General features: G+C 73.2%; 19 protein-coding genes. 9 read left to right on the top strand and 10 right to left on the bottom strand.

What is annotated here, in order from left to right; translation table 11 throughout:
- Positions 1-20: 20 nt before the first annotated feature.
- The 3 genes from LZ198_RS19195 to LZ198_RS19185 form a co-directional block, all read right to left on the bottom strand.
- Positions 21-782, bottom strand: a complete 762-nt coding sequence (locus LZ198_RS19195; RefSeq protein ID WP_253973455.1) for a helix-turn-helix transcriptional regulator — start codon at positions 780-782, stop codon at positions 21-23.
- A gap of 80 nt (positions 783-862) precedes the next feature.
- Complete coding sequence (locus LZ198_RS19190; RefSeq protein WP_253973454.1) at positions 863-1,759, bottom strand: fatty acid desaturase family protein; 897 nt, start codon at positions 1,757-1,759, stop codon at positions 863-865.
- A gap of 203 nt (positions 1,760-1,962) precedes the next feature.
- Entirely contained in the window at positions 1,963-2,322 is a 360-nt protein-coding gene (locus tag LZ198_RS19185) for a helix-turn-helix transcriptional regulator (protein WP_234066087.1), read from the bottom strand.
- Positions 2,323-3,011: 689 nt separating this feature from the next.
- Here LZ198_RS19185 and LZ198_RS19180 point away from each other — a divergent pair.
- Genes LZ198_RS19180 through LZ198_RS19170 form a run of 3 tightly spaced genes read left to right on the top strand, consistent with a single transcriptional unit; the run spans position 3,012 to position 7,298 of the window.
- A complete protein-coding gene (locus LZ198_RS19180) occupies positions 3,012-5,111 on the top strand; it encodes a HEAT repeat domain-containing protein (RefSeq protein ID WP_253973453.1) in 2,100 nt (699 codons plus the stop codon).
- Between the two features lie 40 nt (positions 5,112-5,151).
- Entirely contained in the window at positions 5,152-6,111 is a 960-nt protein-coding gene (locus tag LZ198_RS19175; protein ID WP_253973452.1) for a ParA family protein, read from the top strand.
- Between the two features lie 8 nt (positions 6,112-6,119).
- Positions 6,120-7,298 carry an extensin-like protein gene (locus LZ198_RS19170; RefSeq protein ID WP_253973451.1) on the top strand — a complete coding sequence of 393 codons (1,179 nt, stop codon included), beginning with the start codon at positions 6,120-6,122 and terminating at the stop codon, positions 7,296-7,298.
- A gap of 51 nt (positions 7,299-7,349) precedes the next feature.
- On the opposite strand, the gene LZ198_RS19165 is transcribed toward LZ198_RS19170, so the two are convergent.
- The 4 genes from LZ198_RS19165 to LZ198_RS19150 all read right to left on the bottom strand — a co-directional run bounded on the left by LZ198_RS19165 (position 7,350) and on the right by LZ198_RS19150 (position 12,265).
- Complete coding sequence (locus LZ198_RS19165; protein WP_253973450.1) at positions 7,350-8,348, bottom strand: M48 family metallopeptidase; 999 nt, start codon at positions 8,346-8,348, stop codon at positions 7,350-7,352.
- Entirely contained in the window at positions 8,348-8,941 is a 594-nt protein-coding gene (locus LZ198_RS19160; RefSeq protein WP_323382807.1) for an SH3 domain-containing protein, read from the bottom strand. The genes LZ198_RS19165 and LZ198_RS19160 overlap by 1 nt, the downstream gene beginning before the upstream one ends.
- Positions 8,942-8,968: 27 nt before the next feature.
- On the bottom strand, positions 8,969-11,428 hold the full coding sequence (locus LZ198_RS19155; protein ID WP_253973448.1) for a CHASE2 domain-containing protein: 2,460 nt from the start codon (positions 11,426-11,428) through the stop codon (positions 8,969-8,971).
- A gap of 246 nt (positions 11,429-11,674) precedes the next feature.
- Positions 11,675-12,265 carry a DUF924 family protein gene (locus LZ198_RS19150; RefSeq protein WP_253973447.1) on the bottom strand — a complete coding sequence of 197 codons (591 nt, stop codon included), beginning with the start codon at positions 12,263-12,265 and terminating at the stop codon, positions 11,675-11,677.
- Positions 12,266-12,374: 109 nt separating this feature from the next.
- On the opposite strand from LZ198_RS19150, the gene LZ198_RS19145 reads away from it, so the two are divergent.
- The 4 genes from LZ198_RS19145 to LZ198_RS19130 all read left to right on the top strand — a co-directional run bounded on the left by LZ198_RS19145 (position 12,375) and on the right by LZ198_RS19130 (position 17,390).
- Complete coding sequence (locus LZ198_RS19145) at positions 12,375-12,932, top strand: TspO/MBR family protein (RefSeq protein WP_253973446.1); 558 nt, start codon at positions 12,375-12,377, stop codon at positions 12,930-12,932.
- Between the two features lie 78 nt (positions 12,933-13,010).
- Positions 13,011-13,670, top strand: a complete 660-nt coding sequence (locus tag LZ198_RS19140) for an RNA polymerase sigma factor (protein ID WP_253973445.1) — start codon at positions 13,011-13,013, stop codon at positions 13,668-13,670.
- On the top strand, positions 13,667-16,645 hold the full coding sequence (locus LZ198_RS19135; protein WP_253973444.1) for a CHAT domain-containing protein: 2,979 nt from the start codon (positions 13,667-13,669) through the stop codon (positions 16,643-16,645). Before LZ198_RS19140 ends, LZ198_RS19135 begins: the two co-directional genes overlap by 4 nt.
- Positions 16,646-16,793: 148 nt before the next feature.
- On the top strand, positions 16,794-17,390 hold the full coding sequence (locus LZ198_RS19130; protein ID WP_253973443.1) for a hypothetical protein: 597 nt from the start codon (positions 16,794-16,796) through the stop codon (positions 17,388-17,390).
- 15 nt (positions 17,391-17,405) lie between these two features.
- Here LZ198_RS19130 and LZ198_RS19125 read toward each other — a convergent pair whose 3' ends face one another.
- Positions 17,406-17,573 (bottom strand): hypothetical protein, encoded by a 168-nt coding sequence (locus LZ198_RS19125; RefSeq protein ID WP_253973442.1) that lies wholly within the window; start codon positions 17,571-17,573, stop codon positions 17,406-17,408.
- Between the two features lie 164 nt (positions 17,574-17,737).
- The gene (locus LZ198_RS19120; protein WP_253973441.1) at positions 17,738-19,699 is read right to left on the bottom strand and encodes a PAS domain-containing sensor histidine kinase; all 1,962 of its coding nucleotides are present in this window, start codon (positions 19,697-19,699) and stop codon (positions 17,738-17,740) included.
- 203 nt (positions 19,700-19,902) lie between these two features.
- Between LZ198_RS19120 and LZ198_RS19115 the strand changes: the two genes are divergently transcribed.
- Positions 19,903-20,091: a hypothetical protein gene (locus tag LZ198_RS19115; protein ID WP_253973440.1), complete on the top strand. Its 189-nt coding sequence runs from the start codon at positions 19,903-19,905 to the stop codon at positions 20,089-20,091.
- 66 nt (positions 20,092-20,157) lie between these two features.
- On the opposite strand, the gene LZ198_RS19110 is transcribed toward LZ198_RS19115, so the two are convergent.
- Positions 20,158-22,836, bottom strand: coding sequence for a M1 family aminopeptidase (locus tag LZ198_RS19110; RefSeq protein ID WP_253973509.1), 2,679 nt, complete (start codon positions 22,834-22,836; stop codon positions 20,158-20,160).
- Positions 22,837-22,973: 137 nt separating this feature from the next.
- Here LZ198_RS19110 and LZ198_RS19105 point away from each other — a divergent pair, with 137 nt between their 5' ends.
- On the top strand, positions 22,974-23,864 hold the full coding sequence (locus LZ198_RS19105; RefSeq protein WP_253973439.1) for a J domain-containing protein: 891 nt from the start codon (positions 22,974-22,976) through the stop codon (positions 23,862-23,864).

Raw genomic sequence — 23,864 nt, 5'->3', positions numbered from 1 at the left:
GTCGTGGCAGGCGCGGCGGACTACTGACCGGTGGCGCTGCTGGGGCCGCCGCGGGGGCCCTCGTCGGCGGCCGGCTCGGCGGCCTCCTCCGGTTCGGGCTCCCCGGACGCGCGCCCCTGCTGCCGCTCGCGCCACGCGCTGGGGGACTCGCCCACCAGCTTGCGGAACAGGCTGCTGAAGTGCTGGAGCGACGCGCAGCCCACCTCCACCGCCACGGCGGTGAGCTTCATATCCGTCTCCAGCAGCAGCGCCTGCGCCATGCGCACCTGCACGGCGTTGAGCTCCGCCTGGAAGGACGTGCCCGCGTCCTTCAGCCGGCGCTGGAGCGTGCGCTCGGACATGCCCATCTCCCGGGCCACGTCCGACAGGTTGATGTCCGGCAGCTTGCCCTTCATCGCCTGGTGCAGCTCGCGCAGGAGCGGCGACTGGCCGGTGGCCTCCGCCACCAGCTCGTTGAGCTTCGACAGGAGCGGCGCCGCCGTCGCCTCCGGCTGGCCCAGCCACGCCAGCGCCACGGCGGGATCCGTGAACACCTTGCTGGGATAGGCCCCCGTCAGCAGCGTGTAGAACCCGCCCACCACCGCGCCCGCGACGCCCTCCGGCCGCACCAGCGCCTGGCGCTGCACGGACGTGCTGAAGGACTTCTCCCGCGCCTGCATGTACTTCACCAGCACCGCGAACGCGGCCGGGTCCGCGGCCTCCAGCCGGCGCGCGTCCACCAGCGAGGCATGCGGCGCCGCGGGCGCCAGCTCCACGTCGAGCACGTTCACCAGCCGGCGCACGTGCGCCTCACCCGGGCGACCCCAGAGGATGAAGCCGCACAGGTCCGCGGCTGCGTACCAATGCAGGAACCCTTCCCCGACTAGATAACGGCCGAGGGGGTCCCGGAAGTAATCGTCGACGCCGTCTGCCGATCGCACGGCTCGGCAGAATAGCGCTTCGCCACCTTGGCCACCCAGAAGGGATTGATGGGGGACAGGGAAGTCACCAGCTCTGGACGGACCAGCGCCGTGGCGGCCATCGCCTCCGTGGCCTCGGGCAGGTCCCTCCAGGGGAGCTGGGGCTTCAGGTGGTGGACCTGGTGATGACCCGCATTGAAAAAGAACAGGTTGTACAGACGGGAAGTGGACGTCGTGCCCAGGGCGGCCCGCTGGGAGGCGTCCGTCTCGAAGTGGGCGGCCAGGTTGAGCCAGTGGATACAGACCTGTCCCACCAGCAACACTCCCCACCACGCCAGTCCCATGGCGGGCCGCCAGACGATGAGGGCCAGCACGGCGCCATCCACCAGCAGGAAGTCGAAGGCCAGCTCCGCGCGCTGGTTGCGCTTCTTCGCCCAGCGCCACACGTTGCCCACCGCCTCGAACGGCCAGAACCACGGCGTGAGCGCGGAGCGCAGGCAGTAGCGCGCCACGCCCTCGCCCGGGCGCCGCTGGCCCCAGTCCCCCGGCCCGTCGTTGTACCGGTGGTGGTTGAAGTGGTGGATGTAGTAGCCGCGATACGGGAAGCCGCAGGCCATGCCGAGCGTGCGCGACACGACCCAGTGCGCCAGCCGGGGCCGGGCCATGGACACGTGCATGTGATTGTGCAGCACGGCGTAGTTCCAGAACAGCACGGCCCAGCCGATGACGCACATCCCCACGCGTTGCCAGACGCCCAGCGCGTCCCAGCTCAAGACGAAGGACGGGAACCACACCCACCACAGCGCGTGCACCGCGAGTTGAGGCAGGTCGAAGGCGGGAGCCGACTGGGGGCGGTTCATGGCGGACGAGGGTAGGTCCGGCCATTTCCCGCCGCTTCATTCCATGCGCCAAGCGATTGCGAAAACGCGCAACCCCGCGCGTCCGCTTCCCCCTCGAATCAGCGCCCGGGTCTACCTCCACCCGGCGCTGTCACGACCGCCCCCGCTCGCGGTGCCTCGCATTGGCGCGAAGCGAGGCCCGCCGCGGGGGCGCGTGCGCGTGCTCACGGCTCGAGGGCGTGCGCGACCTGCCCCAGCAGCCGCAGGCGCGGCGCGTCGAGCTTGCGCACGGTGCGCAGCAGGCGGCGGACCTCGGGGCGCTCGCGGTACTCGGGCGGATCCTCGGCGAGCGCGGGCGCGCCTTCCACGCCCGCCATGCCGAGCAGCACGTCCGAGGAGCAGTTGAGGACCAGGCACAGCTTCCTCAACGTGCGGACGCTGGGCAGCATGTGGCCGCGCTCGAGGCGACCGTAGACCTCGGTGGCGATACCCACGCGCTCGGCCACGTCGGCCTGGGTGAGCTCCAGCCGCTGCCGCGCCGCGCGAACTGCATTTCCAATGATGGTGGCCAGTCGTTGTTCCATGGCGTGCGGAAACCTGTCGGAAAGAGGGCTTCGCCCCCCGCGCTTCGGCGGAGAGGTTCCGGGGAGAAGTGACTTCGGGTTCGGTGCCTCGTGGAACACAGACTACGGGTGGGGTCTGACATTCAGGTGGATCCGGAAATGGTGTGTCGAAGCGGTCCGGAACACGCGCCGGTCCGCGCCTCGCGGGGCGGGTGTCGCGGGGCGCGGGCGGAGGTCTTCCGGCGTGGGTCGCCGCGCCGTTTCGCGGGCTTGCGCCAGGGGTGGGCAGAAACGGCGCCGGAGGCCGAGAATCCGGCCTGCGCGGCGCTGGCTCCGCGTGCGTCGGGGCGCAGACGGAGCGTGCCGGGCGCGAGGTCGCGGCGTGTGTCGCGCGCGGCGCTTCCGGGGGCGCGAGACGCCGCGCGGGCGCGTCCGTCCGGTGTTGGACGTCGGCTGTCGCTCGCCCGCACTCGGGGTGGTGGCGCGGGGCGGGGGGCGGGGCCTCCCGGGCCCGGGTGGGATGAGGTAGGGGGCGCGCCCGGGGCCGAAAATCCGGCCCGCGCGCGGTTGTCAATGGCACGCGCGGCGGGTTCACGGAAAAGCCCTGGTGTTTCCGTGGTTTACGAAGGTGGGATGTCTGACGTAGGGTGGGCGCCCCCCGGTGGGTCCGGGGGGCACCGCGCTGCCTCGCGGGGAGGGCCGTTGAGGTCGTGAGCGACGAGCGTCCGGACGCGCTGCTCAAGAGCGCGCTCGAAAAAATTGTCTACTTCGAGGCGCGCGCCGAGCAACTGCTCAGCGAGCTCAACTCGACGCGCGAGGAGATGGAGCACCTCAAGCGGGAGTTGGCGGAGGCACACCAGCGCGAGCTGGAGCTGCGCCGCGAGGTGGCGGAGCTGGAGGTGCGCGTCGGACGGGCGCAGGCGGAGCGCGAGGAGTCCGTGCGGCTGACGCAGGCGCTGCGCGGCGAGCGCAACCAGCTCATGGAGAAGCTGCTGGACGCCAGCCGGCTGCGCGCCTCGACGCAGGAGCGCGACGCGGAGGACGACGACCTGGGCTTCGACCTGGCCTCGTTCATCTCCCAGCTGCGCAGCGAGGCGTTGCTGCGCGGGGACGCTCCGCGCGCGGCGTCGGCGGTGCTGGTCCCCACGCGGGGCCCCGCCGTCGCCCTGACGGGTGAGTTCGCGAAGGTGTCCGCGCCCGAGGCGCCAGCTCCCATGCCCACGGCGCTCCTGGAGCCGCTCCTGGAGGGCCTGTCGCCCGTGGCCCGCGAGGCGCAGCGCTTCCGGCAGGAGGGACGGCTGGGCGTGAGCGCGGCGCAGTTGGCGGAGCTGTCGTCGTCGCACGGGGGCATCGGCACGCCCTCGGACGAGACGCTGTTCGGCTTCTCGGTGCGGGAGCTGTCCGCGCCGGACGCCGCGGCCCGCGTGCGCGCCGCCGAGCGGCTCAAGGCGCTGGCCCAGCCCTCCGCCGCGCCCGCGCTGGCCACGGCGCTGCACGCGGAGACGGACGCCACCGCGCAGGTGGCGCTGCTCCAGGCGTTCGCGGCGCTGTGCCGGGAGGAGGGCGCGCAGGTGGTGTCCCCGCTGCTGGCCTCGCCCGTGCCGGAGGTCCGCATCGCCGCGCTCAAGGCGCTGTTGACGCTGGCGCCCCGGGACGCGGCGCCGCACCTGGCGCAGGCGATGAAGGATCCGGATCGCTCGGTGCGCCGGCGCGCGTCGCTGCTGGCCCTGGGCCTGGAGGGCGAGACGGCGCGGCGGCTCGGCGAGGAGGCCATCCACGACACCGACCCGGAGGTCCGCTCGCTGGCGGCGCTGGCGCTCGGCGCGGGCAGCGGCGAGAACGCGCGCACCCTGCTGCTGGGGGCGCTCGGGGACCGGGAGCCGCGCGTGCGCAAGGCCGCGTCCCAGAGCCTGTCCCGCATCCTGGGGCAGGACGTCTCCGCCGTGGTGGACCTGGACGAGACCCACCGCCGCCGGGAGATCCGCCGGCTGGCGACGCTGCCGGTCCGGCCGGTGCGCGCGCGGCTGGACGCGCCCCGCGCGGTGGCGGCGCCGGCTCCGGTGCAGGTTCCCGTCGCGGTGGTGGCCCCCGTGACCGGGGGGGCCGTGCGTGGCGCGGCCCCGGGACACGCAGGCTCCGCGATGACGGCGGCGCACGCGGGCTCGGACATGGCGGCTCCCGTGCACGCGGTCGCCAGGACGATGGTCGCCGCGCACGGTGGAACCGGCGCTTCGACGTCGACCGGGGCGCAGGCGGGCGGTGTCGCGCGCGCGGGGCAGGACGCCTCCGCGTACGCCGTGGTGGGCGCGGTGGCCCGGAGCGCGGCGGGCTCGCAGCCGGGAGCCGTCGTCCCGCAGGGCGCTCCCCGCGGCTCGTCACTCAGCAGCCTGATGGGCGCCTCGGGCGCGCCCCCGGCCCGGCCGGTCGCGACGGTGCCCCAGTCCCCCGGGGCGCGTCCGGGTGTCCCCGTTCCCCCCGCGCAGGCGCAGCCGAGGCCGCCGCCCGCCGCCCAGCAGTCCCGGCTCTCCCCGGTGCAGGCGGCGCTGGTGGCCATGGGCGCGCCTCCGCCGCAGCCGCAGGCGCCCGCCGTCCGTCCCGCGGAGCCCGCGCGTCCCGTCCCGGCGCGCTCGCCGGTCGAGGCCCTGTGTGGGCAGATGCTCGCGGAGGTCCGCACGGCCGTCCGAGGTCGCTCGCTCGCCGAGCTGACCGCCGCCCTGTCGGCCCCCGCGGAGCTCGCCCAGGAAGCACTCACCCTGTTGTCCGCCCGGGGGGCTGTGGTCCGAAGGGGGCACAAATACTTCGCCGCTTGAGGCAAGGTATCCGTCCCGCACGTCTTTCGAAGGGTCGTCCATGGAAGCGCCGACGTACAGCTCGAAGCAGGTGGCCGAGATGCTCGGCGTGTCCCCGAAGGCGATTCCGGAGGGCGCGAGGAAGGACCTCTACACCCCGGACGACGTCTGGGAGCTGCGCGCCACCCTCGACAAGTTCCCGGACAAGGTGGGCCACCGGCGCCAGCTCTTCCTGAACTTCAAGGGCGGCACCGGCAAGACGTCCCTGTCCACCTCCTACGCCTGGCGCCTGGCGGAGCTGGGCTACGCGGTCCTCCTCATCGACCTGGACAGCCAGGGCCACTCCACCAAGTGCCTGGGCTACGAGGGCGAGGAGTTCGAGAAGACGCTGCTCGACGTGCTGGTGCGCAAGACGCCCCTGTCCCAGGTCATCCAGAAGTCCACCCTGCCCAACCTGGACTTCGTCCCGTCCAACCTGAGCATGTCCACGGTGGACCTCGCGCTGATGCCCATGGCCGGCCGCGAGTTCAAGCTGCGCAACGCCCTCAAGGACGTGGAGGCCCAGTACGACGTCGTCGTCTTCGACGCGCCGCCGTCCTTCGGCCTGCTCAACCTCAACGCGCTGATGGCGGCGAACGACCTGTTCGTCCCCGTGCTCGCGGACTTCCTCTCCTTCCACGGCCTCAAGCTGCTCTTCGAGACGGTGCAGAGCCTGGAGGAGGACCTGAACCACGTGCTCGACCACGTCTTCATCGTGGTCAACTCCTTCAACGCCACCTTCAAGCTGGCGAAGGAGGCGCTGGAGGCGCTCCAGACGCACTACCCGGAGTTCCTGCTGCCGACCATCATCCGGCAGTGTACGAAGTTCGCCCAGGCCTCGAGCGAGGGCCGCCCCGTGTTCGTCGCGGACCCCACGTCCAAGGGCGCCACCGACATCCAGGCCATGATTGACAACGTCCTGCCCCGACTGGTGGCCTCCGCCGCGACCCAGGGCAAGAAGGGCACCCAGCAGGCCGGCTGAGAATCACCATGAAGAAAGCCTTCGAACAGAACGTCTCCCGCGCCAAGCCGCGCCTCCGCCTGGGGGCGCTCACCGGCCTCGTCGACCCGGCCGCGCCCGTCGAGCCGGAGGCCACGGCGCCCGCCGAGCCCGCCGAGCCGGACCTGTCCGCGGAGGTGCGCGCCCGCATCGAGCGCTCTCGCGTTGCCCGCCCCACCGCCGCCGAGGCGATGGAGGCCGCGCTGGGAGCCCACGAGCCGGTGTTCACCTCGCAACCGTCCGTCGCGGAGGCCGCGCCCGTCACCTACGCGTCGCCGGAGCCGGAGGCCGCCGCGTTCGAGGAGCCCTCTCCGGGCGTCCCCGTCACCTTCGCCGCCCCCCCCGCCGTGGCGTTCCACCTGGACGGCGGGCACCCGCCGGAGGCGCCTGTCATGTCGCAGGGCTCGTCGCTGCCGCACGTCACCGCCACCCTCGCCGAGCCGGTGGCTCGCGTCGAGGCGCCGCAGACGGAGGTGGAGGTCCAGACGCCGGTGTCCCCGCGCGAGGAGTCCATGGACTCCGACGCCCGCCGCGAGCGGCTCAAGGCGCGGCTCAAGGCCGTGCGGGAGAACCCGCGCCCGGAGCCGCTGCCGGCGACCGTGGCCGAGGCGGGCCAGCGCGCGGTGGAGCGCATCACCCACCTCCAGGCGGAGCTGGTGAAGGTGAAGGCGCTGAACCTCGCCCTCACGCAGGACCTCGAGGTCGCGCGCCGCCAGGCGGAGAAGGCCACCGAGGAGGCGCGGCTGCGCATGGACGAGGCGCGCCGGCTGTCCACGGAGATGGAGGGCCGGGTGAAGCTGCTCGCCGACCTGGAGCGGGAGCTGGCCGCGCTGGAGGGCGAGCGCGACGAGGCGCTCCTGTCGCTCCAGGAGAACCGGCAGGCGCTCCAGGCCTCCGCGAAGGAGCACGAGGTGCTGGAGGCCGCCGTGGCCGAGGGCAAGCAGGCCCTGTCCGACAGCCTCGCCGAGGAGGAGCGGCTCGCCGGCGAGCTGGAGTCCGCCAAGGACGACGCCTCGTCGCTGCGCCGCGCCGTGGAGGCGCTGCAGGGCGAGCGTGACGTGCTGGCCCAGCAGGTGGCGTCGCTCACCGCCGAGCGCGCGGAGCTGCTCGAGGCCCGCAAGGCGCTGGAGGCGGTGCACCGCGCGCTGAGCCAGGCCGCGGCGCGCTGACGCCTCGCGGCCCGCGGCGTCCCGTCACGAGGGACGCCGCTCCCGGGCCCGTCACCTGCCGTCCTTCGCGACGCCGGAGCCGGGGCCGCGCACGGCGGCCACCAGCGCTGGCGCGAGCGGCGGGCTGCTCAGCCCCTCCAGGCTCAGCTCGGAGAACTCCCCGGACGCGTCCTTCACGGTGCCGAGGAACGCGGTGATGCGCTTCACGCGCTCGGCCTTCTTCGGGTGCCGCGAGCCGATGCTGCTGCTGTCCTGGGTCTTCGCCAGCAGCGCGCGGTACTCGGCCGGGTCGTAGCCCGCGGACATCATCAGCTTCACGGCCATCTGGTCCGCGGCGAACTCCTGGGCGTGGTCGTTGCCCTTCTCGAAGATGCCGAGCGCCTTCTCCGCCAAGTTGCCGAGCAGGGCGGGGTCGCCGTCCAGGTCCAGGTTGCCGCTGCTGCCTCCGGTGACGATGAATTGCCCCGAGCCGGGGATGAACCCCTCCGCGGTGACGGTCGCCTGGCAGAGGTCCACCTTGGCGGCGTTGTACTGCTGGATGGAGTGCTTGAGCACGACGTGGGCAATCTCGTGCGCGAGCACGCCCGCGAGCTGGGCCTCGTTGTCCAGGTCCGCCAGCATGCGGCGGGTGACGAACACGTAGCCGCCCGGAGACGAGACGGCGTTGAAGTGCTCGCGGTCGTTGATGATGCCGAAGGTCCACTCCAGCGTCGGCCGCGCGGACTGCGCGGCGAGGTTCTTGCCGACGACGTTGAGGTACTGGTGGATGCCGTGCACCGTGGCGGCGGCCTGCGCCGTGTCCGCCGCGGGCATGAGGCCGCCACCGCCCTGCACCCAGTGGATGGCCATGGCGCTGCCGATGGCGTACTCCTCCGTCACCGTGGGCTCCACGTTGAACTTCTTGCACGCTTCGCGCTGCTGCTTCGTCGCGGCCGTGGTGCCCATCACCGTGTCCACGCCACCCGCCACCTTCGACATGTCGAGGCCCTTGCAGCCGGAGGCCCACAGGCCCAGGCCGGCGATGGCGGCCGTCTTCCAGCCAGCGCGCATCAGGTGCCTCCCTTCGACTTCGAGGCGGGCGCCGGGGACTTGGTGGACGACTTCGCCGTGGCGCTCGCGCCCACGACCGGGAAGAGGCCGGCCTCCTTCACGTGCTCGGCGATGGTCGCCGGAGTCACGTCCTTGGCGACGCGCTCCAGGCCCTGGAGCTGGCCCACCGCCCGCTGGTGGTTGCCGCCCTTCTTGTTGCCGTACTCGACGGCGCCGGGGCTGAGGGCCTTCACCGCCGCGCCGCTCGCCACGAAGCCCGCGGGGTTCACCTTGCGCGACGCCTTGCTCTTGTCGTCGACGACGAGCTCCATGTTGGGCGCGGTGGTGGACAGGTTGGACTGGAAGACGAAGCCCCTCTTGCCGGACTTCGTGTTCACCTGGTGCCAGCGCTTGTCCTTGGGGTCCGCGCCCTTCCAGGTGACGACCTCCCCGGGCTGGAGCACGGTCACCACGTTCGCGGTGGGCAGGGAGCTCTCCATCACCCGCGTGTTCTTGGCCTTCACGTACAACTCGCCATCCACCTTCACGACGGACGCGGCGCTCGGGACCGCCAGCGCCAGCATTGCCGCGACCCAGGTTGCTTTCGTTCTCATGGCCATGGTGCTCCGACTCCTTTCACTTCACTTGTCCAGGTTCGCCACGCCGTCGAAGTCCGACGGCGGCGCCTGGGTGTACTTGTGGCAGCGCTCCATGAGCGCGTGCGTGGGGCCGTCGTCCGGGTCCTCGGCGAGGCGGGCCTCGAGCACCGTCGCGGCCTCGGCGAAGCGGGCCTCGCGGTAGAGCGCGAGCGCCGCGTGGTAGCGCTCCACCGTCGCGCGCTTCCTGGCGTCCAGCCCGCCCTTGAGGGACAGCAGCTCGTAGACGGTGACGGCCTCCGTCTTGCCCGCCACCCGCACCCGGTCCAGCTCCCGCACCTCGATGGCGTCCTTCGCCAGCTCGTACGTGCGCGGGCCAATCATGATGACGGAGCCGTACGCCTTGTTCGCGCCCTCCAGCCGCGCGGCCAGGTTCATCCCGTCGCCGATGGCGGTGTAGCTGAAGAGCTGCTCGCTGCCGAAGTTGCCCACGAAGTTCACCGCGGAGTTGACGCCGATGCGCGTGTAGACGTCCGGCAGCCCCTGGGCGCGGAACTCCTCGCGCAGCCGGTCCACCTCCGCCTTCGCCGCCAGCGCCCCCCGGCACGCGCGCACCGCGTGGTCGTCCTGGCGCATGGGCGCGCCGAACAGGCACACCACCGCGTCGCCGATGTACTTGTCCAGGCACCCGCCCTCCTTCAGCAACGCGCCGCTGACCCGCGTCAGGTACGTGTTGAGGATGCGGACCAGCTTGCGGGGGTCCTCCTTGAACCGCTCGCTGAACGTGGAGAAGCCGCGGATGTCGCTGAAGAAGGCGCTGATCTCCACGTTCTCGCCGTCGAGCCGGGGCAACTGGCGCTGCGAAATCATCTGCTGCACCAGCTTGGGCTCCATGAAGCGGCTGAAGGCGGCGCGGATGAACTCCGTCTCCTTGTTGGCCACCAGGTGGTTGAAGGCCACCGCCGTCACGCTGGCCAGCACCCCCGCCATGGCGGGCAGCGCGGTCAGCACGTGGATGCCCGAACCCAGGAAGCGCCCCGTCACCGCGTACATGCCCAGCATCGACACCAGCGGCCAGAGAATCTCGAGCGGCGTCCACCGCGTCGTCATCAGCAGCGCCACCGACACCAGCGCCACCAGCAGCGTGACGCCCAGGTCCACCGCCAGCGGCGCCCGGGTGATGAAGCGCCCGGTGCCCAGCAGCGTGTCGAGCACCGCCGCCTGCTTCATCACCCCGGGGACCTCCGCCTTGAAGGACGTGGCCTTGATGTCGCTCAGCCCCAGCGCCGTGCCGCCGATGACCACCACCTTGCCCGCGAACGCCTCCGCGGAGAGCCCGGAGGGCTGGCCCTGGCTGCGGAGCACCCAGCCGTCGAGCACCTCCAGCAGCGAGACGGTGTGGAAGCGCTCGTGCAGCTCACCGCCGCCGTAGTCGATGGCCGCGCCGCCGTCCGCGTCCACCGCGTACGTCCGCGAGCCCACCTTCAGCGTCCTCGGGCCCAGCGTCACCTCGGTCGCGCCGGACAGGCCCGCGACCACGCGCAGCGGCAGGGTGGGGTACGTGTTGATGCCGTCCGTGTACGCGAAGCGCGTGCGGCGCATGAAGCCGTCCGGGTCCGTCTCCGTGTCCACCAGCCCGAAGCCATCCACCGCGTCCACCAGCACCGGGATGGGCGGCACGGGGTGGCGCATGACGGGGTGGGGCGGCGCGCCGTCGCCACGGGCCTCCTCCGTGTCCTGGCTCTCCAGCGTGGGCAGCGCGCGTCCCCCCGCGCGCACCGGCCAGGCGAGGGCGCGCGCCATCCGCTCGGGCGGCACGCTCGCCACCGCGACGTCCCCGGCCGCGTCGGGGAACTCTCCCGCCGGCTCCTCCGGGAACGTGTCCGCGTCCCCGGGAACGGCGTGAGGCTCGGGGCGCGCGCCATCCGCGCCCGGCAGGGCCTCGCGGGGGAGCGCGTCGTCCGCGCTCGCCACGGGCTTCGGCGTCGGAGGCGACGCGAGCGGGGGCGCCGGCTCGCGCTCGAAGTCCACCCGCGGCAGGGGACGCGCGTTGGCGTTGGTGGAGACGCCCAGGAAGAAGGGCATGCGCGTGTCGCGCAGCACCTGGGCGAACGCCAGGTCCGTGGACTCGTCCGAGGAGCGTTCGTCCATCACCGCGTCGAAGACGACGGCGCGCGCGCCCTCGGCCTCGAGCTGCTCCACCACGCGGGCCCACAGGTTGCGGCTGTAGGGCCAGCTACCGAAGTTGAGCGTGTAGCGCTCGTTGGCGCGGATGCCGTCCAGCGAGGACTGGTCGATGACCACCACCGACACGCGCGAGGACCTCCCGCGCCCGCCGGTGAACGTGGTGAGCGCCTGGTCATAGGCGCTTCGCTCCAGGTCATCCAACCACCCGGCCCGCCACGCGAGCGCCGCCAGCGTCGCGGACAGCACCGCCACGCCCAGCATCAGCCGCCAGTGGTCTCGCCAGCGCAGCCGGATGGTCTTCCACGTCTCGCCTGCCAAGGCCCCCACCTCTTGCGATGTGCGTGGCTCGCGACACTAGCCCAGTGGCCAACCCACACGTCACCCGTGCTCCCCAGCTCCCGGAAACGCCGGAATCCGGTGGTGCTCGTCGACAAACGGGGAGCCGGCCCTTCCGTCGCGACGCGCTCGCCTGCTGACGGGGCGGCCTGGGAGATATTCGCGAGCGCTTCCACCGGGGCCCTGCCCGATGTGGGTGTTGCGCGCTCGTTGCCCGGGCTTGGTCGGTCAGAACGACGAGCCCGGCTCCTGGAGGAAGCGCGCTTCCTCCGGTGTCGTCGCGCGTCCCAGCGTGTCGTTGCGGTGGGGGAAGCGGCCGAAGCGCTCGATGACGGCCCGGTGCCGCCGGGCGTAGTCGAGCGGCTCGCGGCTGGCGGGGTGGTTGAGCGTGAGGACCTCGAAGAGGGAGACCGCCAGCCGTTGGTCGTGGACCTCCTCGCTGTGCTCGAAGGGCAGGTACATGAACCAGCGCCACACCGAGGGCAGGGGCACGTCCAGCCCCCGCGCCAGCGCGTGCCGGGCCACCCCGCGGGCCCTCGCGTCGGTGGAGAACGCGCGCGGCGTGCCCCGGAAGAGGTTGCGGGGGAACTGGTCGAGCAGGAGCAGCAGCGCGAGGCAGCTCCGCGGCTCGTCCTTCCACGCGCCCAGCTCACCCGCGGCGGCGCGCTCGTGGGGGAGGAGGAAGCGCCGCTGGCACTCCTCGTCGAAGGCGCCGTCGCGCTGGAACCAGACGGCGCGTGGGCGGATGCATGAAGGATTGCGGACCGGGTCCGCAGGGTGACCGAACCAGAAGTCGAGGACTTCCTCCGCACTCGCCATGTGTTCCTCCCCGCACCCTCGATAGAGCGCCGTCCGGTCGACAGTCAACGGGGGTGGCCATCGTCCCGGCCCGTCACCACCTTCCACCGAACACTGTGGGAGGACGACCATGGAGACCTGCTGGGAACCCTCGACGCGGACGGTGCCGGGGCCCGTGAAGCGCACCACGCTCAACCCCACGCTGCGCACCGAGTCCGTCGTCGCGTTGACCGCCTTCGGCGCGCTCACCGCCGGCGCGGCCTGGGCCGGCGCGCGGCAGAGCTCCGCGGACACGCGCTGGTACCGCCACCTGCGCAAGCCGTCCTTCCAGCCGCCGCCCCGCGCGTTCGGCCCCGTGTGGACGGCGCTCTATGCCCTCATCGCCGTCTCCGGCTGGCGCGTGTGGACCGCGCCCGCGGGGGCCGCCCGCTCCCGCGCGCTCGGGTGGTGGGGCGTCCAACTGGGGTTGAACGCCGCCTGGTCCTTCCTCTTCTTCGGACGCCACTCACCACGTCGGGCCCTGGCGGACAACCTGGCCCTGCTGGGCAGCATCGGGGCCTATGTCGCCGCCACCCGCGAGGTGGACCGCCCCGCCGCGTGGATGGTGGCGCCCTACCTGGCCTGGGTGGGCTTCGCCAACGTCCTCAACGGCGAAATCGTCCGTCTCAACCCCCGAGAATCCCACTGACGGGAGGCGGCCGGGAAATCCCCTGGAAAATCCCGCCGGGAAGATGGCCGGGGCAGGTCGTTCTCGGAAGCGACCGCCATGAATGCCTTCGCCCTGCAACCACTCGCGCTGTTGTCCCGACCGGCCCGGTCTGCGGGCTTGACGGGGAAGGACCAGAAGGTCCAGCCTGCGAGCCACGTGGACAGCAGGACGACCCCTCCTACGCCGCCCCTGGACAGCCGCTGGTTCGCGGCCTTCGCGCGGGAGCATGAGGCGGCGCTGAACGCGACGGCGCTGCGGCTGTGCGGCAACGCGGCGGACGCGCGGGACCTGGTGCAGGAGACGCTGCTGAAGGGGCTGGAGAACCTGGCGCGTTATCGCCCGGGCACGGATGGGCGGGCGTGGCTGTGCACCATCCTCCACCACCTGTTCATCGACCGGTGCCGAGAGAAGACGCGGGAGCGCCGCGCGGACGTGTCCGCGGAGGAGCTGGCGGAGCGGCTGGCCGCGCCGGAGCCGGAGGCCGCCCCCGCGTGGGCCGCCATCAGCCCCGCCCAGCTGCGCGCCGCGCTGGAGCGCATCCCGGAGGAGTTCGCCACGGTGTACCGCCTCCACGCGCTGGAGGGCCGCTCGTACCTCGAGATTTCGGAGGCGCTGGGCATCCCCAAGGCCACCGTGGGCACGCGCCTCATCCGCGCGCGCCGCAAGCTGAAGGAGCTGTTGCTGCCCGGTGTCTCCGGGAAGGCGGAGGCGCCATGAGCACGGCCGAGCCCGTGGACATCCACGACCAGGTGCACGCCTTCGCGGACGGCGAGCTGTCCGCGGACGAGGCGGCCGCCTTCCGGGCGCACCTGGGCACCTGCGCCGCGTGCCAGGAGGAGCTGGACGACATCCTCCAGTTGCAGGCGCTCGGGGCGGGGCTGGCGCGCCAGGAGGCCGCCGCTCCGGTGGCCCCCGTCGCGCCCGTGGCCCGCACCGCCGCCGCCGCGCCCGAGCGGGCCTTTCGTCCCGCCTGGAGCCGCCGCCGCACGTGGGTGGCCGCCGCGGCGCTGTCGGGCTCGCTGGCCGCCGTCTTCGCCGTGGTGGCCCTGCGGCCCGGGACGGCGGGCGTGGAGACGGTCGCGTTCGCGCTGGCGCCCACGCGCTCGCTGGAGGCGCGGCTGAGCTGGGCCGGCGCCAGCGCGCACCGTCCCTATGGCGTGCTGCGCTCCGGCGACGAGCGCCCGCGAGAGCGGGTGTCCCTCCAGGCGCTGGCGAAGCTGGAGGAGGCGGGGGACCTCCAGGGCCTGGGCGTGGGCCACCTGTTGCGCGGCGAGCGCGAGCAGGCGGCGGACTACCTCCAGCGCGTGCCCGCGTCCCCGGACGTGGACAGCGACCGCGCGGTGGTGGCGATGACGAAGGGCGAGCTGGAGGTGGCGCTCACGCTGCTCGACGGCGTGCTGGGCCAGGCGCCCCGCCACCCGCAGGCGCTGTGGAACCGCGCGCTGGTGCTGCGCGAGCTGGGGCTGGAGGCCTCGGCGGCGGAGGCGTTCGACGCGGTGGCCGCGCTCCAGGAGCCGGGCTGGGCGGACGAGGCCCGGGAGCGCGCGGGCGCGCTGCGCCGTCAGCTCGACGGCCGCCGCGACCTGTGGGACACGGCGCAGCGGGCCGGCCGGGCGCTGGCGCTGGAGGGCACGCCCATGTCCGAGGACGTGGCGCGAGCGGTGCCGGGCACGGCGCGCAACTGGTTCAACATCGCGGTGTGGGCGGCGACGTCCGCCGACCAGGTCTCCGCGCTGCTCCCGCTGGCGCGCGTGCTGGACGCGCACTACGGCGGTGACACCCTGGAGCGCTACGCGCGGGCCGTGGCCGGTCGGGACTTCCAGCGCCGCGCGCCGCTCGCCGCGCGCTTCCGTGAGGTGCTGCAGGGCTCGTTCGACGCGTCCGGGCTCGACGCGCTGGTGCGGGAGCTGTCCGGGACGGAGCACCAGGACGTGCTGCTGGGCGTCCTGCCGCTCGCGGGGGGGCTGCCGAAGCACCTGGATGCGTACGAGCGCGCCGCGGGGGCGCTGGGGGACGCGTGGCTGACGCTCAACGCGGAGCGCGAGCACGCCCTGGCCGAGTACGGCCGCGGGGACCTGGCGGGCGCGGAGGCGCGGCTGCTGCGCGCCATCTCCACCTGCGGCGGCGCGCGGGCGGACTACCGCTGCGGCCAGCTCGAGCACCTGCTGGCGCACATCTACAAGGACGAGCACCGGCTCTTGGAGGCCCGCGAGCACGCGCTGGCCGGGCTCCAGTGGGCGCGGCAGACGCAGGAGTGGACGCTCCAGGCCGACCTGCTGCTGGTGCTGGGCGACCTGGCGCGCTTCCGCAACGCCTTCGCGCTGACGCGGGCGTACCTGGGCGAGCAGGCGCTGCGGGACCGGGGCTGCGCGGCCAGCCGCCACGTGCACGAGAGCCTCGCCTCGCTGCGGGTCTTCGCGCTCCAGCCGGGCGAGGCCCGCGCGGAGCTGGACCAGGCCCCCACGTGCGAGGTGCCCCTCTTCCTCAACGGCGCCTTCGTGCTGGCGGACCTGGCGCGGCTGGACCCGAAGCCGGGCGACGTGGAGCGGGTGCGCGACGGCCTGCGCAAGCTGGACGCTGCGGGCTGGCTGCGCCCCGGCGAGAAGGTCATGGCCACGCACATCGAGGGCCGCGCCGTCATCCAGACGGACCGCGCCTCGGGCCGCGCGCTCCTGCGGCAGGCCATCACCGACGGGGCCCGGCTGGGCGCCGCGGACCCGGTGGCCGCCAAGGCCCGCGCGTACAGCTACTCCTCGCTCATCCTCGACGCGGGCGCCCAGGGGGACTGGGCGGGCGCGCTGGCCCTCTTCTCCGAGGAGACGGGCGTGGCGGAGCCCTCGCGCTGCGCGCTGGGCATCGAGGTCCACGACGAGCGCACGGTGGTGGCGGCGCGCGGCCCCGCGGGTGAGCTGCTCGGCCACCATGACGCCAGCCGCCGCTCGCCGGACTTCGACGTCACCACGCTGGTGCCCGCGTCCCTGGCCGCCTCGCTGCGCCCCTGTGAGCACGTGGAGGTGCTGGCGCGCTACCCCGTCCACGGTCAGGCGGGGCTGCTCCCGCCGGACGTGGCGTGGAGCTACGACACGGGGCCGCGCAAGTCCGCGCCCGCGGTGTCCGCGCCGCGCCCGCTCGTGGTGTACGACGTGGACGCGCCCGCCTCGCTGAACCTGCCCCGGCTGCGCAGCTGGGAGCTGTCCGGCGGGCCGTCCGCGCGCCGGGTGGAGCTCACGGGCCCGGCGGCCACGCCGTCGCGCCTCCTGGCGGAGCTGGCCGAGGCCACCGAGGTGGAGATCCACGCGCACGGCCTGGTGAACCTGGGCGTGTCGGACGCGTCGCTGCTCGTCATGGCGCCCGAGGCCGGGGGACGCTACGCCCTCACGGCGGGCGAGGTGCGCCGCCAGAAGCTGAAGGGCGCGCCGGTGGTGCTGCTCGGTGCCTGCCAGGCCGCGCGCGCCGCGCCCTACCTGCACGCGCCCTGGAGCCTGCCGGTGGCGTTCGCCGAGGCCGGCGCCCGAGCGGTCATCGCCTCGCCCATCGACATCCCGGACGCCGAGGCCGGGCCCTTCTTCGCGCGGGTCATGGAGCGCCTCCGCGCGGGTGCGACCGCATCCACCGCGCTCCGCGACGAACGCATGCGCGTGCTGTCCGCGCGGCCCGACAGCTGGGTGAAGACCGTCGTGGTCTTCGAGTAGCCCGGCCGCATCACCCACACGACTCTGGCCGCGAAGGGAGGCAGGGGGACCTCCTGGGAGACGTACGGCCTTCACTGCCCCCGGGCACCCGGCTCCCCAGGGCCGGGAACGCTCGACGTGTCACCTGCACACCCAAGGAAGCACGACCATGAAGAACCTCCGTTCCGCGCTGCTGTTCGCCGTCTCCCTGTCCACCGCCGCCTGCGCCGTCGACCCCGTCGACATGGCCACGCCCGAGGCGCTCGAGGCGCTGGGCACCACCTCGCAGCGGGCCATCGTCGTGCCGCCGCCCATCTCCAACTACTGCCCGGGCGTCATCCCCGGCACGCCGTGGAACATCCCCACGGCGCCCACGCCGCTGTCCTCCATCCCCGCGGGCACGCCCCTCTACCCGGCCGCGAGCAACCCGCTCAGCGCGTACACCGTCGTCGTGACGGACCCGAACAACTCGGGGGGCTTCTGGGCCTTCGGCTTCGACGTGCGCGCCCACCGGCTCCAGTTCTGGGTGTCCGGCGCCCTCACCGAGATTCGCCGCTTCAACTCGCAGCTCGCCACGGACATCACCTTGCTGGAGGTGAGCACGGGCACCGACCTGGGCTTCTCGTGGGGCACCAGCGGCCAGGTGGGCGGGCCACTCATCCCCCGGCCCGGCGTGGCCGAGGGCGCGTGGCGCGTCGCGTACGACAACTACTACCAGCTCGACGCGTACCTCGTCTCCCCGACGGAGGTCCCCGCCATCCAGTAGCGCGCGAGCGTGGCGCTAGTGACGCAGCCTCGAGGGAGGTGGTGGGTTGAAGGCCAGGACGGCGGCGAAGTAGCGCGCCTGGCCCTCCGTGGCGCAGCGGACCTCCTGAATGCGCCCGCCCACCTTCACGCGGACGAGCCAACCGTCATTGTCGCGGGTCCAGGCCGGTGTCTCCGTCGTCATGCGCTTGCTCCTGTCTGGGTTCGGCTCCGTCCGCGTGAAAAGCAGCCGCCGTGCCATGGCTGGGAGCGTGCGAATCCAGGCGCTTCGCGCCCCCGCGAGCCCCGTGATGACGAGTGCTCGACACGCGGGCCTGTACTTCTTTCGGAGCGGGCACTGCCCAAGCTTCAGTGGACGTGTCGGTCCGGCTGACTGGCGGGCGGGTGGGCGTGCGGATGCAGCGGCGCGCCGCCGAGCACGGGCAGGGCGACGTGGAAGGTGGAGCCGTGCCCCACCGCGCTCTCCACCCAGATGCGGCCTCCGTGGCGCTCGACGATGTCGCGGCTGATGTAGAGCCCCAGGCCCAGCCCTCCATACGAGCGGGAGGACACGTTGTGGGCGCGGAAGTAGCGGTCGAAGAGCAGTCGCTGCTGCTCCTCCGGGATGCCGATGCCCGGGTCCTTCACCGACAGCAGCGCCATGCCGCCCTGGACCTCCAGCGTCACGTCGATGGTGCCGCCGTCCGGGCTGTACTTGAGGGCGTTGTCCACCAGGTTGTTGACGACCTGCTCCAGGCGGTAGGGGTCCGCGAACACCTGCACGGAGTGGGACGGGGGGGCGTAGCGCAGCACGTGGTCGCCGCGCTGGGCGTCCATGGACTGCACCACGCCCTCCACCAGCCGGTCGAGCCGCGTGGCCTCCGGGTGCAGCGCGAGCCTTCCGGCCTCGATGCGCGAGGCGTCCAGCAGGTCGTTGATGAGGGTGGTGATGCGCTGCAGGTGCTGGCGCGCGTGGTGGAGCGTGGCGGGGTCCACGTGCTCGCCGTGCTCGAGCTTGCGCTCCAGGGCGGCGAGCCGGAGGCTCAGCGGGGTGAGGGGGGTCTTCAGTTCGTGCGAGGCGATGGAGAGGAAGTCGTCGCGCACGCGGATGGCCTCCTGGGCCTCGCGGTAGAGCCGGTCGCGCTCGGCCTCGGCGCGCTTGCGCTGGGTGATGTCCTCGACGAGCACGCCCACGCCGAGCATGCGCCCACCGGGAGCGCGCACGGGGTACAGGCTGCCGGCGAGGAAGCCCTCGGGCCCCGGTATCTCCAGCTCCCGCGTGCTCATCTCCCGGGACTCCACGGGCTCGCCGGTGTCGAGCACGTGCTGGATCAGCTGCTCCACCAGGCGCCCGGAGTTGCCCAGCAGCTCCGATGGACGGTGGCCCCGGTGCTGCTCGGAGGGGAGCTGGTTGATGCGGGCGAGCACGTCGTTGACGCGCACGTAGCGCATGTCCGTGTCGAGGAAGCCCAGGCCCACGGGCGCCGTGTGGAAGAGGGTGGCCAGGAGCGCGAGGCTCTCGTCGCGCTCCTTCTCCGCCCGGCGGCGCTCGGTGACGTCCTCGACGATTCCGATACCGCCCTCCACCTGGCCGGCGTCGTCGTAGCAGGGGGTGAAGCGGATGTGGACGGGGGTCGTCTTGTGGCCGGTGACGGAGTGGTAGCGGCCGTCGTATTCGGCGTCGCGGCCGTGCAGCGTCTCCCGGACGCAGTGCATGAGGCGCTCGTCGCGCAGCGACATCAGGTTGAGCCCCACCAGCACCCGCTTGGGCGAGCCGATGAGGACGGAGAGCTGCGCGTTGCAGGCGGTGATGATGGGCGTGGTGTCGTAGTGGAAGATGCCCAGGGGGGCGTTCTCCACGACCAGGCGGTAGAGGTCCTCGCCGCCGCGCGAGCACCCCGTCTCCATCGGCTGGACCTGGGCGTCCTGGCGCGTGCGCTCCACGGGCTCGCGCACGGTGTCGATGACCTCGTGGAGCCGCCGCAGGCTGAACATGACGCGCTCGTCGGCCCCCTGGCCGAGTGTGCCCACGGTGAGCTCCACCAGGACCTCCACGCCGTCGCGGCGTAGACAGAGGATGCGGATGGGCCGGCCGCCGAGCGTCTCACGGCGCGACAGCAGGTAGCGCATCAGGCTCTTGCCCGCGAAGTGGCGCAGCCGCTCGGGGAAGAGACGCGACACGGGTTGATTGACGAGGTCTTCGCGCTTCCAGTCGAACAGGCGCTCGGCCGCGACGTTGAGGAAGCGGATGTGCTCGTCCGCGTCGCAGGCCACCAGGGGGTCGACCGCGGCGTCCAGCCAGGCGCTGAGCTCGTCATGGGCTGTGGCCATGCTCTCCCTTGGACGCGGGCGGTCTCGGCGCCGCGCGCGGGTTGTGTCCACCCTCCCTGAAGGAAGTATCCACGAGTCAGCCTCTCCGCCTGCCGGTGCTCCCGCTCGCCGCCACGGCTCGCGTGTGCGGCAGGGGCGGCGGACGGGGGAGCGGGGCCTCGTGCTCACGGGCTCCGGGAGAACGGAGCGATGGTGTCCTTGCCGTGAAGGCGCGCACGAGCCCCGGCGCGGCGCCGACGCGGGACGCGGCGCCCGGGGCGGCGGAGGACGAGGAGAACGGAGCGACGGTGTCCGCGGCGCGAAGGCACGCACGAGCCCCGGCGCCGACGCGGGACGCGGCGCCGGGGTTGGCGGAGGACGAGGAGAACGGAGCGACGGTGTCCTTGCCGTGAAGGCGCGCACGCGCCCCGGCGCGGCGCCGACGTGGGACGCGGCGCCCGGGGCGGCGGAGGACGGGGCTACTTGCGCCGACGCGACGTGCCGGTCCTGCTCCGTGACTTGCGAGCGGGGGGCCGCGCATCCCGCGCGGTGCCTGTCTTCGTCGACGACTTCTTCCGGGGCTCGCGAGACGCGTGCGCGGTGGAGCGCTTCGTCGCCGGCGTCGGCGAGGCGGGCGGCCCCTGGGGGAGCAACTCCAGCCGCTCGCGCAGCGCGCGTGTCGCCTCCTTCAGCGCGTCCACCTCCTCGCGCAGCGCGGACAACTCACGGGACTGCGGTTCACCCTCGCGCAGCGCCCGCACCGTCTCCCGTGAGGCGCGGCGTGCGCGCGCGTCGCTCAAGGGCGTGCCCTCCAGCACGGGGATGAGCCGACGGTCTCCGAGCGTCCGCGCGGCCTCGAAGACGCCCATCTGCACGCGGAACATCGGGTCGCGCAGCAGGTCGCCCAGCAGGTCCACCGCCTCGCGCTTGCGCCCGGCCACCTCCGCCAGCTTCGCCACGGCCTGGGTCGCCGCGCGGCGCAGGTACGCCGACTGGCCATAGGCCGTGCGCGCCACCGCGAGCGGGAAGGCCGCGGGGTCCTGGGACTCGGCGAGCCCGTCCATCGCGCCCGAGGCGACCACGTCCTGGAAGGAGGCCCGCGTGGCGGCGCCCTCGAGCACCTCCACCGCGTCCGGAGCGCGCACCTTGCCGTAGCTGCGCGCGGCCTCCGCCTCCACGAAGTAGCTGGCGTCGCCGCCCCGCACGAGCGCGCGCAGCCGCGAGGCGACGTCGGGGTCCCTGCGGAACTCGCCCAGCGCGGCCACCACGGCGCGGCGCACCCGGGGGTGCTCGACGCTCATCGCCGTGAGCAGGCGCGCTCGCGCCTCGGACGTGCGGATGCGTCCCAGGGAGCGGGCACACGCGGCGCGTGTTCCCCAGAACAACCGCGTGTCGCCGAGCGCCCGGGCCAGGGCCTCCACCACGCGATAGCCCCCGTCCCGCCCCAGCGCCATCGCCGCCTCGGTGCGCGCCCGGGCCTCCGGCGCGGCGTGCAGCTCCGCCAGCCACAGGCCCACGGACTTGTCCACGTCCAGCGTGCCCAGCACGTCCCGGCGCGGATCCACGCGCACCTGCGTGGGCGCGGCGGCGCAGGGCAGGTGGAAGGAGTGCTCCGCGTCGGTCACCTCCAGCCGGTGCGGGGTGTCCTGGTCGTCGACGGTGACGACCACGTCCAGCGGCAGGCGGAAGACGGGCGTGCCGGTGTCCGTGCGTTGGACCTGCCGCACCTTGAGGCGCAGGCGCGCCTCCTCCGCCTCGTAGCGCACCTCCACCTTGAGCTCCGGGTGTCCCGGCGCGAAGACGTACTGGTCGAAGAAGCCATCCAGGTTGTGCCCCGTGGCCTGCTCGAAGGCGCGCGCCAGGTCCACCGTCTCCACGGTGCCGTGGCGGTGGCGGGAGACGTAGTGGCGCAGGCCTTGGAAGAACAGCGCGTCGCCCAGCCGGCGGCGCAGCTCGTGGAGCACCAGGCCGCCCTTCTCGTAGAGGTGCCGGTCGAAGACGTCCAGCGGCGCGTGGAAGCGGCGCGAGACGATGGGGCGCGCGTAGCGCTCCTTCACCTCGCCCAGGTAGGCCTCCAGGTCGACCAGGCGGTGCTGGTCGGCCTCGTCCGCGCCGTCGGCGCGCTCCTTCCACAGCATCTCGCACCAGGTCGCGAAGCCCTCGTTGAGCCAGCCATGCGGCCAGTCGCGGCAGGTGAGCAGGTCGCCGAACCACTGGTGCGCCAGCTCGTGGGAGATGAGCGGCTCGGCGGTGTAGTCGGCGTGGGCCCGCGCGTCGTGGAGCACCGCGTCCGTGAGGCTGGTGGCGGTGGTGTTCTCCATGCCGCCGAAGATGAACTCCGTGAGGAACACCTGCGCGTAGCCGCTCCACGGGAAGGGCTCGCCGGTGGCCTCCTGGAACACGCGCACCATCTCCGGCGTGCGCCGGATGCAGCGCAGGGCGTCCTCGCGCCGGCCCCGGGGGAAGAGGTAGCGCAGCGGCACGGTGCCGCTCGTGTCGGTGAGCTCCTCGAAGTCACCCACCGCGAGCGTGACGAGGTAGGGCGAGTGCGGCTGCTCCATCCGGAAGTGTTGGGTGCGCCGGCCCTCATGCACCCGGTCGTCCACGAGCACGCCGTTGGACAGCGACGTCATCCCCTCCGGGAAGGTGGCGACGAGCTCGGACGTGGCCTTCTGCGCGGGCGTGTCCAGGCAGGGGAACCAGCAGCGCGCGTCGGTGTCCTGGTTCTGCGTCCACGCCTGGCGGGGGCGCTCGGGGTACCCGGCGTCGGGGCCCCAGAAGTACAGGCCCCGGCGGGGCTGGGCGGCGTAGTGGATGGCCACCTCGCACGCGTGGCCGGGCTCGAGCGGCCGGGCCAGCTCCACCCGGACATGCGCCCCGGAGTTGGTGAAGCGCGCGGGACGCTCGTCGACGAGCACGCGTGAGACCTCCAGGTCCACGGCGTCGAAGGTGAGGGTGGACAGCGCGCGCGCGGCGGAGACGCGGGTGGTGCAGACGCCAACGATGCGTGCTTGCTCGAAGTCGAGGTCCAGCTCGATGCGGAGGTGCTCCGCGCGGACGGGACGCTCCGGCGCGTAGTGCTCGGTGGCGCCCGGGAGGGCGAAGGAGTGGGCGTCTGGGAGGGCGGGCTCGGAGGCGTGGCGGTGGCAGCAGCGCATAAGCGACAACCACTCTTTCCCAAGCCCGAGCCAGCGTCGAGACGGTGTCTTCGCGCAGTGTTCACCCCGCACCCTCGTGATGACGGAGCGATGTATCGCCTGCCCGGAAGGGGGTGCTTCGGTCTACGTTGGGCACCGTGCAGTTCGTCCTCTTCTTCTCCGATAAGAATGTGCGCGAGCAGCTCTTCGCCCGGGTGGACGGGACGCGAGGGCTGTTGCTCGTGGCCGGGGTGCGTCATGGCCCGGCGATGCGCTCCCCCGAGCAGCGTGAGCCTTTTGTCACGTTGGAATTCCTCCACGGCTCCGTGTTGACACAGGTGCTCGTCGCGGACGAGGGCACGGCGGAGGGCATGTGGAGGGACCCGCTCGGGGACCTGGCGGATCGGCTCTACCCCGACAGCAAGGAGGACGCGTACGCCATGACCAACGGCTACCTCCTCCTGGAGGACGGTGCGCCGCGCGCGGTGGTGCGCAAGCAGGGGCTCCCCGCCGAGGACCTGTGGTTCCTCGAGGAGGCGCTCAGCCGGCTCACCCCGCGGGTCCCACCCCCGGACCCCACGCGGCGTCCGGGGAAGCGCAAGCCGGAGCCCGCTCCTCGCGCACCGCGTCGTCCCGCGAGCCACGGCGCACCGCGTCCACCGCGGGAGCCGGACTGGCGCGACCGCACGGAGCCCCAGGGCCGCGGTCGCGTGGAGGACTCCCAGGGGCCGGGAGACTGGCGCGACCGGACGGAGCCCCAGGGCTGGGGCCGCGTGGGCGGCGAGGCCGAGGACCCGGAGACCACTCCGCCCCGGGGGACTCGCGTGGCGGCGAGCGCGCCGAGGAAGGACGCCTGGACGTTGCTGGGCATCGCCCGGGGCACGGCGCTGGACGAGGCGCGCAAGGCGTTCCGGACGCTCATCTCGGGTTACCACCCCGACAAGGTGGCGCACCTGGCGCCGGAGTTCCGCGAGCTGGCCGAGCGCCGCACGCGCGAAATCCTGGAGGCGTGGGAAGAGGTGGAGCGCGAGCTGAAGGACGCGGGCTGA

This window comes from Myxococcus dinghuensis (assembly GCF_024198235.1).
In the GTDB taxonomy this organism is placed as follows: Bacteria; Myxococcota; Myxococcia; order Myxococcales; family Myxococcaceae; genus Myxococcus; species Myxococcus dinghuensis.
This window is presented reverse-complemented; position numbering and strand designations above follow the sequence as displayed.